Raw genomic sequence first — 10,641 nt, 5'->3', positions numbered from 1 at the left:
TGCCGGTCTTCCAGCGTTGTCCACGTGCTGTGCATCAAAAAGCATTTTGGAAACCACCGCCGGCAAACCAATTCGAGCAAAATCCAGCGCCCCTCATCGAAGGTGAGACTGGTGAGATTGCGTTTGCCTGAAACGGTTTCCACCGCCAGTCTGAAATGGTCACGATTGGTCTCGGCAGAGAAAAACTTGGTTGGGATAAAAAGCCATTGCTTTTGCACGGTTGCCGGTTGACGCTCGAGCAACGCCTGCTGCACTTCCCGCCATGCGAGGGCGCGCAACTCCGCAATCGCGGCCGTGGAAATTTCCGAATGCTTTTCAAAATGCCCCATCAAATCCGGGAAAAAGGATTTTGCTGTAAATTGCAGGCCAAACTCACGATCGCTCAGCAAAATTTGATCGGGCTGCAACGCCGGCAACGGAGACAGCAAATGTTCATCGAGATGAAACGTGTTTGCGCCGCGGCGCCGGCTGCGCATCAACAAATAAGGCTGGCGCAAACGCCGGCACAGGCGAAAAAGATAGTCTACCAAATCATCATCGATCGTCCCGCCCTTGAAATCGTGATGCGCCACGGTGACATTTTCCGCCGGCCAGACGGCAGACGCTTGCAGCATGTCGCGGCGCCGGCTTGGATAGGCGGTGTTGACGAGGAACTGGGGATACCCGTCGGGCTTCAGCCGGATCAACTCCGCGAGCAGCGGATTCACGCGATGATAGTCTTCGTAATGCTTCACGCCCAGGGCAACATGATTATAAAATTGCTGGACCCAGGCATGAAAAAGCGTCCAACTTTGATCGCTTTTTACTTCGCGTTCCGGCAGCAGCGGAATGTGCAATGGCGCCTCCCACGCCTCGAAATCATCGTCGCTGAGCGCCAGCTCTTTTTGCGCCGGGCTGGCCACCCATTGCAAAAGTTGGCGGAACACAAAATCCAACGCATAACCCGCGTAGGTATTTTCCTCGTGTTGCTCCGCCTGCTCATGATCAGTGCTGCGCAAATGAAGCTCCACCAGTTCCAGCAGGCTTTCATAGCTTGACTTGGCCGCAGGCAGGCAGAACGGCGTGAACTTCTGCAACACACGCAGTTTTTCATACGCCGTGTAATGTTGCGGATTCTTGTGCGGCGGGGTAATGGTCACCTCCAGGGCATGCAGGAGTGAGATCAATCTCAACTCAGCCAGCGGATGGCGTTGCTGAAAAGCGGCAAGATCGATGATTTGCGCGAATGAATCCGGCGCAACGATTTCACCGTGATCGTTTTCATAGGAAAAGTAATCGAGGTAAAGGTCGATCCAGAATGCATCGTAAGGATCGCGCCGCCGCATGCGCTGCTTGATTTTGTCGATGGCGTGGCAAATACTGGCGGCAAACTCAACGTGTACGGCCTCGCCGAGCAACACCGCAAAATTGCTGCGCAGGGATTCGCGCAAACTGGGATTATCCTCCAGCACCAGTATCGACCAGCATGTTTTCACTGCAGTCACGGCATTCCCTCCCGAGATGGATGTGCCACATGTAATTTTCCTGCCGAACTCTGAACTCCGCCGGACTTTCCCGCTCATGCACGCGCATGAGATGGCGGAGAATCTGCAAGCCACGAACTTCCTGGCTGCGCAACATTGCCTTGATGTCTTCCGCAAAGCGTTCTTTGGTGTCGGTGCTGTTGCTCATGCTAAAGTTGAAATAAACGCCCTTATCCTGCCGCGCCGCCGCCAGCCGGATGACGCATTCAGTGCAGCCGGTGAGCCGCGACGGCGAAATATGATTGAACAGATTGCTCAACAGATTGTAAAGTATCGCTTCGATGCGATGTATCGCCTGCTCGCTCATTAACAGCGGCGGCGCGGCAATGGAAATTTCGGCGTTCTCTGAAAGCGCGATAAAACTGTTGCGCAAGACGTCCAGGCAGGCGCGCTCGGGTTGTCCGGGCCAGACTTTTAAATGCGCTTGCAAAAAATCCAAAACCTCATAGCGCGGCGATTCGGCTGAAAGCAGAAAAGCCGGGTGGCGGTTGCGGCGGAAACTTTCGCCGAAACGCCGGCTTTTCAGCCAGGCGCGCCAGATTTTGCAAAACAAGCTGACGAAGAGATCGGTCAGGTTAATTTGCCGGATGGCTTGTTCCGGCGCGCCTTCGCGCATGCCGCCGGGGCGGCGCAGCAGCAGGTTGCGCATCACTTTTTCTTTGCGGCTTTGCTCGATCAACTGTTGCGCAGCGATATCAGGCTCCAGGCCATCCAACATGTCGGCGATAAGCAGCTCGCGCGTGATCTTGGCATCGTGCGCCAGCATATCGAGCATGTGCATGCGTTCTTTGAAGACTTTGCGCTCGCCCTGATCTTTGAGCGTTTGCAGCACAATCGCCGCCTGGCCCAAATGGCTTTCGAGAATGGGCAGACATTTTTCCCGGCCCGGCAGCAGGTTCAGATCAAAAACAAAAACCAAATCATGGGTGAAGATTTGTTGCCGCAGGGCGCGCAGTTGTGCCGGGTGCGCTTGCGAATTGAGTTGAGCGAATCTATCGACAAAATCCGGCGAAGCATAATCAAGCTTTGCCGGCCAGCGGTTTTCCAGCATTTGCTTGCTGATCTCTCCCTGCGGCAGCTCAAAAGAAAAGACGCGGCCGGTTTCAAAATCGTAGCAAAAATGAAAAGGTACCTTGCTGTTCACCAATCTCACCACCTCGTGCGCCGATTCCGCCTGCTCACGCGTAAAGCGATTGATCAAACGGCTGTTGTAGGCGTCAAAGATCATCGCCGGAAAATAATGATTCACAAACGTCAGGCCTTTGGCCAGAATGCGGCTGAGTTTTTCCGCGACGTTGCGCGTGCGATGAAAATAATCTCCCGGCAGATCGAAGTAAGCGACGCCGTAGTAAACGCCGTGAAAAACGATGGGGAAGACACAATTATAGAATTCGAATTGCTGGCTGTGCGCATCGAGATAACTGATGACCGAGGAAGGATTCGAAGCTCCCCAATTCAGCAAATCATAGAGCCTGCCGTAAAGCTCGTACAATTCACGATCACGAGACTCAAGGCCGAAGAATTCATCATTACGCCGAAACGGCTGATTATGCAGCTCTGCGAACTTCTCCTTCAAATGATAGGAATCAATGGCGGCGGCAGGAATGCCGATTTCACGGCACAACACTTCTTCGGCGCGGCGATGTTGCTCGTCATACAAATAGTGCGAGAGATAAATTTTTGAAAAATTGGTTTCATCTTGACAAGCACGGCGATAGATCAGGCCGGAATTGTCCCAATAATGTTTGGTCGGCAAATAACTCACGAGCCGCGCAATGTGCTTGGAGGTGACGGGCGGCAATGTGGACGCGGGGCGATTCTCAAAGACAACTTCATATACTGCCCTGGCGGCTTCATCAGAACGCGACATATCATCAGCGAGGGCATCAAGCAATTTGGGGAACGCAGGATTTTGGCGGCCCTCCTCATTGATGTATTTTTGCGCGTGGGTCAGGAGGCGCAGAAGATCGTGTTCCGGCAGGGGCGGTTTGAGGCCGTAGTTATGGAAGACTTCTCCCCGGAAATCCAGCAGGGAAAAATTGAACGTCAAGCCGTCTTCGAGACGAAATTTCTCGATACATTCATCGATGATTTCAGCGTAGAATCGCTGCATGGCTTGCGTCCAATCAACATGAGACGATTGGGTGCCGGCGCTGAGCTGTGGTGCAACAGGGGAATGATTTTCAGAATTTCGAAAGCTGCCGCCGAGAATTCAGCGGCCAGGTGTTCGGCTTCGAAAAAATATAGCCGATGTCGCGCTGTATGCTTGTTGGTATTGAGCGTCCGGTCAATCACAAATCTATCATGCAGACTAACTTCCGTCTGCGCGTGCGGTTCGATTTTCGGTTCAGCCAGAAAGATTTGATGCAGATTGAACGCCGGTTCGGAATGCGAAGTTTCTTCGTGCCGCTCTGCCGCGGCGCGAAGCTCATGATACCGATGCGCTGTGGCAAAATCTGTCAGGAAAATGCCGCCCGGCTTGAGCACGTGCCGGATTTCTTGCAGCATGAGGCCGCGTGCTGCGTGTGAATAGGAATTGAGCAAACTGAAAATACCGAGTACTGCATCAAAGCTCGCCTCTTGAAAACTCAGGCTCAAGAGATCGCTCTGCACCAATGCTGCGCGCTGTTTAACAAAGGATTTTTTTTGGCAAATGTCAAGCATCGCCCGGCTAATATCCATTCCGATGCAGGTTTGCTGCGGATCTCCCGCGATTTCTTGCAGCACAGCGCCGGTGCCGCAGCCGGCTTCCAGAATACAGCGCGAACCGGGAAGCCATTCGTCCAACTCGCGTTGAATGAGCGCAGCCCAGGCTTCATAATCAATCAATTCATAAAAGCTGTCGTAATGCGTTGCAAAGGCATTGTAGAATTCCTGTAGAAGTTGCGCTTCCTTTCTGGGGGAAGGATTCGAGGGCATGTCAATCAGGCGAGTTGGCAATAGAGGTGTCGTATGATTGAGTCGAAATCAGATGATATGGCCGATAGGCTTTGACATGTTTAGGATTGTCGATTAAATAACTTGCCCAAATCTCAAACCGCGAATGCAGCCAATAAACGCGAATTTTAAAATTAGCGGATATTCGCGTTTATTGGCGGTTCCCAAAATGAGTAAGTTATTTAAATGGCGTTCCTTAATCGCTGAGAAATCTCATCAATCGATGATGATCTGCCACGGCTAGGCCGTGGCATGGGTGTAATGATTCTCGAAATCAGAAACAGGCGTTTTCAGAGTCTGCTGCATCATGCCGCACGCTGAACATTCGCCCACGGGCTGCCATAACGCCGGTGTATCATTTTCACCATGTGTGTGCTGAAACAGCTCAAGCAATATTGTTGTTCGCGACCGGTATGCCCGCAAGGGTTCTGAAAAAGATCCTGCAGCATTTGATAGAAAATGGTATCGCGGCCGAGCGAGTGTTGAAAAAGCTGCTGCAGATCCGGCGTTTCGACAAAACTGCCGCTGGCCACTTCGCGATAATTCGGCGCTTGCAGCAAGTCGCAGGTGCCGAGCCAGTAGCCGTCGTAGCTCAAACGCGCGGACCGCCAAAAATACTCGGGCACGATGCGTAAAATAAAATCAATCTCCACTTTGCCAAAATGCTGTCGAATGTACAGCGAATGCAGCTCATCTTCTTCGATTTGCTCAGGCTCCAAAATACCGGCGTAAAACAACGGCAGTGTTTGATCGCCATTGAGCAAAATCGAAAATCGCATGTCGCGCTGCGCCAGCTTTTCGGCCAGGGCGCGAAGTCTTGCGACAAACGCCAGGAGATTGCTCGAGGCCAGCGAGGGCACGCTTTTATCCACCGCAGCAACCACCGGCTCGAAGTAGAAATAATTCGAAAACTCGGCGAGATGCTCGATCATCGCAATGGCATCGAAAACGTTGTCATTGCGCAGCACGGTTGAAGTGCCGACGCGCGTCGCGCGCAGCCGTTCTTTTGCCAGTTTGAAATTTGTCAGAACGCGATCGCGCGTGCCCGAGCGAATGAGATTATGAGCCTCCCAGCCGTCGAGTGACACGTCGATAAAATCAACGGGATTTTGTTCGAGCAAGTCGAGCTGCAGCGGCAAGGTCAAGCCGTTCGTGATCAACCCGATTTTGGCGGCAAGGTTGTGGTTCGCGCGCGCGGCGACTGCCGATTCAATAGCCAACGAAAAGTTCTTCGAAAGTGTCGGCTCCATGCCGCTGAAGGTCAGCACATTGATGCGAGCCTGCAAAGCCTGGCGAATTGCTTCTTCCAAAAGTTCAGGCGCTAACGCCGGCCTTGTGCTTTTGGGATAATTGTCATGATAGAAGCAATGATTGCAGGTGAGGTTGCAGGCTTTGTGCAAGTCAATGTCGAACCACGTCAGCTTTGCGTTCGTGGCCAGCAAGCGGTGCAAGGCCTCGGCTTTCTGATCAACAGAAGCATGCGTTGGCGAGATGAAGGCGTCCCAAATTTCAAACATTGAAAACGGCATGTGGTTACGGCTTTGCTTGCGCCGGCGAATTGCGTTTCAGCCGGGCGTTGATCAGCGGTCGCAAATCTTTGAGTTCTGTCTCAGTTCGGCGGGCGTCCTTGCTCGTCAGGCCGGCTTCCATACCGCCCTTGCTTTTTTTTAATGGCAAGTCATCATTGATGACACCGTATTTAGAACCAGCAGTACCAGCCATGACGGCGCCCTTTCCGTAATTCTATTGTCTGGAGGTGAGCGCCACACCCTGGCGATGAATTGACAATCCTTGTCGCCATCGTATTGAAGAGTTGATCAAGGTAAGGAGGTTTCCGTTTTGGAGGTAGGTGTATCCCCCACAGTTTACACTCGGTTAAATGGTGTTCCCACATTATTAAAGCCTGCTTGTTTATCAAAAACAAAACACCACGACTTTCCGTTCCCAAAGAATAGGACAAAAAATTCGTGGCGTATTGATGATCAGTTTAATCACAAATTATAAGCGACATCAAACCTCAAACACTTTGCTTTCCCCATAGCACAACTCTCGAGATCTGAGGTGGGGCAAAATTGGAAACATGAATACGGTTTTAAGTAAACTCAATTGTCTAGGCTGCGTAAAGCGAAAATATTAATTTTTGAAAATTTTCTCGAAATTGCAGTTTTCTCCCCAAATTTCCCGCACTTCCTCCGGATTGCCGTTACTATAGCGGAGGCAGTGTTTTCAAATTTAGGTTCGGGGACAAAAGACGAGCTGCTCCGCGCCAGCAGGCACAATTGCAAGTACCTGGCAAAGAAAATGGACATTCTTTAATTGGAGAACGAGATGAAATCAACCGAGGTGAAAAAGTTGGCCCCGGAAAAACCGGATCCCGTCATCCTGACTTTCGATGATACCCAAGACATCAGCAAAATTCTGGATGAGTTAGAACGGCTGTCAGAAGAGCAGGCAAGAAAAATTCTGGCGCAATAACGCCTTGCAGTGCATCCCTCCCCCGAAGCGCAACGCGCATAGGATAAAGCGTGACAGTTACCGTCGGCGACAAGCCTTCCGGACCCGAAGAGTGGCTCTATGAAATCACCTGGCAACTCCAGCCGCGCGCCTCGTTGCAAAACGCTGAGCGCGGCCGGAGTTGCGCGTGGCTCATCTTCGCGGATCAGGGTGGTTGGGGGTTTACCTTACAAAATTTGCTAAAAGACGCGGGCGAGGAATGTTGCGTCGTTCTGCCGGGGCTGAGATATGAGCAGAGCGCTGCCGGTGTTTTCCGTCTCGTGCCGCAAGAGGCGGAGCATTATCGCAGGCTTTTGCAGGAGGTGCAGGAGATGAACAGGCCGCCGTTGCGCGGCGTGATTCACTTGTGGAGTCTCGATGACGAGCGCCTCATTGAAAATTTTTGCGTGCAGCTTGAAGCCGGGCAGCAGCGTGTTTGCGGCAGCGCGCTCTTTCTCACGCAAAGCCTGATGCAAACGCCGGGCGGGAACTTACCGCGCCTCTGCCTGGTGACGCGCGGCGTGCTGGCGGTTACGCCTCCGGTTTCACCGCTCAACCTGACGCCCGCCTCACTCTGGGGATTTGGCCGCACACTCGCGCAGGAACATCCGGAATTGCGCTGCCTCTGCCTTGATCTAGATTCAAACGGTAACGCGCACACCGCGGCACAACAAATCTTTGATGAACTTCGCGCCGGCGAGCGCGCGAATCAAGTGGCGTTTCGCGCAGGCGAACGTTACGTCGCCCGATTGGCGCGCATCGAAATATCTGCCACAATTCAACCGGGGCCTGATGAGCCGCACGCAGCCTGCCACGAGCAACGAGTAACCAGCAACCAGCAGCCAGCCGCGATTCTCATCACCGGCGGCACGCGCGGCCTGGGTTTGCGTGCTGCACAATGGTTTGTTGACCAAGGCGCGCAGCATCTCATACTCTTGAGCCGCAATCAGCCGGATGAGGAAGCTGCAGCCGCAATTGCAGAACTCAAACAAAAAGCGGTCGCCGTGCGCGTGATGCAGGCTGATGTTGCCCACCTCGACCAGCTTGCGGAGGCGCTGGCAGAATCACAAGAAGGCATGCCGCCCTTGCGCGGGGTGATTCACGCCGCAAGCGTACGCGATGATCGCGCGCTGTTAGAGCAGGATTGGGCAAGTTTTGCAACGGTGATGGCCCCCAAAATTTCCGGCGCGTGGAACCTGCATGTGCTCACACAAGATTTGCCGCTTGATTTCTTCGTGATGTTTTCCTCAACCGCGGCGGTGCTTGGCTCACCCGGCCAAAGCAATTATGCCGCTGCGAATGCCTTCATGGACAGCCTGGCGCAACATCGCCGTAGCATGGGCTTGCCGGCATTGAGCATCAACTGGCCGCCTCTGGCAGAGGCAGAGCAGGGCTTCGACCGGATTCCGATGGCAGAAGCTTTGCGCCTGCTCGCGCGCTTGCGGGATGATTCACATGCGCAAATAGTTGTGCTGCCGCGGACATTTTTGGCGAATATTTCCACAGGCGCTGAATCGCTATTGCTGGAATTTCCTGTGAAAGAGGTGGGCCTTCGCTAATCCGTGGTGTAATTCTTTTCCTGCGGCGCAATCACGCTACTTTAAATCACAACTTTTATCATTGTTCGCCCTCCCAATCATTCTTCTTGATCACGATAGCCGCTTCAACTTCCGCATTTTCCCTGCCACCATTTTTCCAGCCAAATTCCCATAGCGGCGCCGGCCATCAACGCAAACACCGTGAGCAAGCTTGCCTCGGCCTGCAACACATAATGGCGCATGAGCTGAAGCAGCAAGCCCAATCCGCCCGCAAGCAAGACTCCGCTGCCGAGTCTGGCCGCGAAGCTTTGCGCGCGCCGGGTCAACTGTTGCGCGAATACAAACGCAAGCGGGATCATCACCAAACAAGCTTTCGCGAACAGCCGCAGCGGCTGTGCATCCGGCCGCAGCAAATAGCGCGGCTGCAGCGAGGCGAATAACTCGGCAAGCAGGCCGCTGCCGGTTGGTGTTTGCGGCTGCCGCGCCAGCTCGGGAAAATCGGGGCGCAACAGCACAAGCATGAAAAAACAGACATAAAAGAATGACAGCAGGCGCATCGTACCGGCGTCGCTGCCGGCAAATGCTGCGCGTGAAAAGAGAAAACCGCTAAGCAGCACACCGAGAAAGCAGGCCAGGTCAGGCAGAATATCCGGCCTGCCGGTTTGGCTTAATAACAACAAAGCATTGCGCGCGAGCAGCAAAAAGAACGCGGCGAGGATATGCACTTCTTTTGCAAGCTTGTGCGCCGGCCAATACCACTTTCGGCAAAGCAGCAAAACGCCTCCGAAAATCATGCCGAAGATAAAATTCTCCCCAACTTCCAGCGGCCAGTATTCACGCTGATCGGCGCTCAACCAGCTTTCCAGGAGATTGGGCAAGTAGCGCAGGGAGTGGGTCCAATGCAGCCAGTTATGCCACAACCGCTCGAGTCTCAGGGTGAAATGAAACGGCGCGACCGCCCACACGAGATAACTCACGCCCAGGCCAAGCAGCACCAGCATGCCCGGCCGGCGCCGCCAGGATCGCATGTAAGCGAGAATGGCCCGCACGCCGGAGAGATAATACCGCCGCGCGAGCCATGCGCCGCCCAGCGCGCCCAGCGTATTGTTCATTACGTCATTGATGGAGGTGAAGCGGTCACTTAACAAAAGTTGAAAAAACTCGATGCCGAGGCTGAACAGCCCCGCGGCAACAACGGTGGGAATAACGGATATCGTTAGATTCTTCCGGCGCGCCATGCGCCAACCGTGCAGGCAAAAACCCACCGGCAGAAACAATAACAGATTTCCCAGCGTGTCCGAACCGGACATGCGGCGGCCTTCGGCATTGTGAAACGGCGTGCGCTCGGCATGATGCCAGCGTCGCGTAATGCCCTGCCGCGAGGCCTCCATTTGAAACGGCACGGTGGTCAAAATGAACACGGCGAGCGTCACGAGCAACAGCAGCGCGTGCGCGGCCGGCCGCAGCGAATCGTTCATGTGTTCGTGTTGCCCCTTGACAATGTGCCCGGTTTTGTTTTAGTATGCGTCATGATGCTGTCACAAGGTTGAAGAGGCTTAACGCCAAAGAAAGGGAGAAGGCATGGAAGCTTGCACGCTGGAAAAAAAAGATGGATTAGGGATTTTGCACCTGCACGCCGGCGGCGCGAATGCGCTCAACCAGCGCGTACTTCAGGCGTTGAAGAACGGCTTGCGCCAGGCCCAAACCGCCAATCTCAAAGGCCTGGTGCTTACCGGATACGAACGCTTTTTTTGCGCCGGCCTGGATTTGATTACGATGTATGAATTGAACCGCAAACCGATGAGCCGTTTTTTGGAGGATTTCGATATCGTCTTCAAACAATTGTTCAGCTTTCCGCGGCCGATCATTGCAGCAATCAACGGCACGGCCACGGCCGGCGGCGTCCTCCCCAGGGGGTGAGGAGGAGGATCATGAGCGCGAACCCGGCGGCGCCGAAGTTGGCCGCGAACGACGCCCGCCACGAACCGTCGCTCTCCATCTCGACGAGCGCATTGTTGATCTGGGTGCGCAGCGCGTCGTCGCCCTTGCGCACCCCGATCCCGTAGCTCTCCGCCGAGAACGGCTCGCCCACCAGCTTGAACGCTCCGGGACTTTGGGCGGCATAGCCGGCATAGGGCTGGCGCTCATCA

At 54.0% G+C, this 10,641-nt stretch carries 9 protein-coding genes; 2 read left to right on the top strand and 7 right to left on the bottom strand.

Annotation, left to right across the window (positions count from 1 at the left end; translation table 11 throughout):
* The 5 genes from FBQ85_19595 to FBQ85_19575 all read right to left on the bottom strand — a co-directional run.
* Nucleotides 1-1,484, bottom strand: a 1,484-nt coding sequence (locus FBQ85_19595; protein MDL1877340.1) for a hypothetical protein, incomplete at its 3' end; no start/stop codon positions are given.
* The gene (locus FBQ85_19590; GenBank protein MDL1877339.1) at nt 1,438-3,636 is read right to left on the bottom strand and encodes a hypothetical protein; all 2,199 of its coding nucleotides are present in this window, start codon (nt 3,634-3,636) and stop codon (nt 1,438-1,440) included. The genes FBQ85_19590 and FBQ85_19595, both read right to left, overlap by 47 nt.
* Entirely contained in the window at nt 3,570-4,463 is an 894-nt protein-coding gene (locus FBQ85_19585; protein MDL1877338.1) for a class I SAM-dependent methyltransferase, read from the bottom strand. The genes FBQ85_19590 and FBQ85_19585 overlap by 67 nt, the downstream gene beginning before the upstream one ends.
* Before the next feature lie 302 nt (nt 4,464-4,765).
* Nucleotides 4,766-5,989: a radical SAM protein gene (locus FBQ85_19580; protein ID MDL1877337.1), complete on the bottom strand. Its 1,224-nt coding sequence runs from the start codon at nt 5,987-5,989 to the stop codon at nt 4,766-4,768.
* 4 nt (nt 5,990-5,993) lie between these two features.
* Nucleotides 5,994-6,182 (bottom strand): hypothetical protein, encoded by a 189-nt coding sequence (locus FBQ85_19575; protein ID MDL1877336.1) that lies wholly within the window; start codon nt 6,180-6,182, stop codon nt 5,994-5,996.
* Between the two features lie 803 nt (nt 6,183-6,985).
* Between FBQ85_19575 and FBQ85_19570 the strand changes: the two genes are divergently transcribed.
* Nucleotides 6,986-8,512 carry an SDR family NAD(P)-dependent oxidoreductase gene (locus FBQ85_19570; protein MDL1877335.1) on the top strand — a complete coding sequence of 509 codons (1,527 nt, stop codon included), beginning with the start codon at nt 6,986-6,988 and terminating at the stop codon, nt 8,510-8,512.
* Nucleotides 8,513-8,616: 104 nt separating this feature from the next.
* Here FBQ85_19570 and FBQ85_19565 read toward each other — a convergent pair whose 3' ends face one another.
* A complete protein-coding gene (locus FBQ85_19565) occupies nt 8,617-9,969 on the bottom strand; it encodes a VanZ family protein (GenBank protein MDL1877334.1) in 1,353 nt (450 codons plus the stop codon).
* Between the two features lie 103 nt (nt 9,970-10,072).
* On the opposite strand from FBQ85_19565, the gene FBQ85_19560 reads away from it, so the two are divergent.
* Entirely contained in the window at nt 10,073-10,411 is a 339-nt protein-coding gene (locus FBQ85_19560) for an enoyl-CoA hydratase/isomerase family protein (GenBank protein ID MDL1877333.1), read from the top strand.
* Here the strand turns inward: FBQ85_19560 and FBQ85_19555 are convergent.
* The coding region (locus FBQ85_19555) for a transporter substrate-binding domain-containing protein (GenBank protein ID MDL1877332.1) at nt 10,368-10,641 on the bottom strand (274 nt) is incomplete at its 5' end. The genes FBQ85_19560 and FBQ85_19555 overlap by 44 nt on opposite strands.

The sequence above is a fragment of the Cytophagia bacterium CHB2 genome, from assembly GCA_030263535.1.
GTDB lineage: Bacteria > Zhuqueibacterota > Zhuqueibacteria > Zhuqueibacterales > Zhuqueibacteraceae > Coneutiohabitans.
The sequence above is the reverse complement of the archived record's forward strand: the minus strand, read 5'-3'. Positions and strand labels throughout refer to the sequence as shown.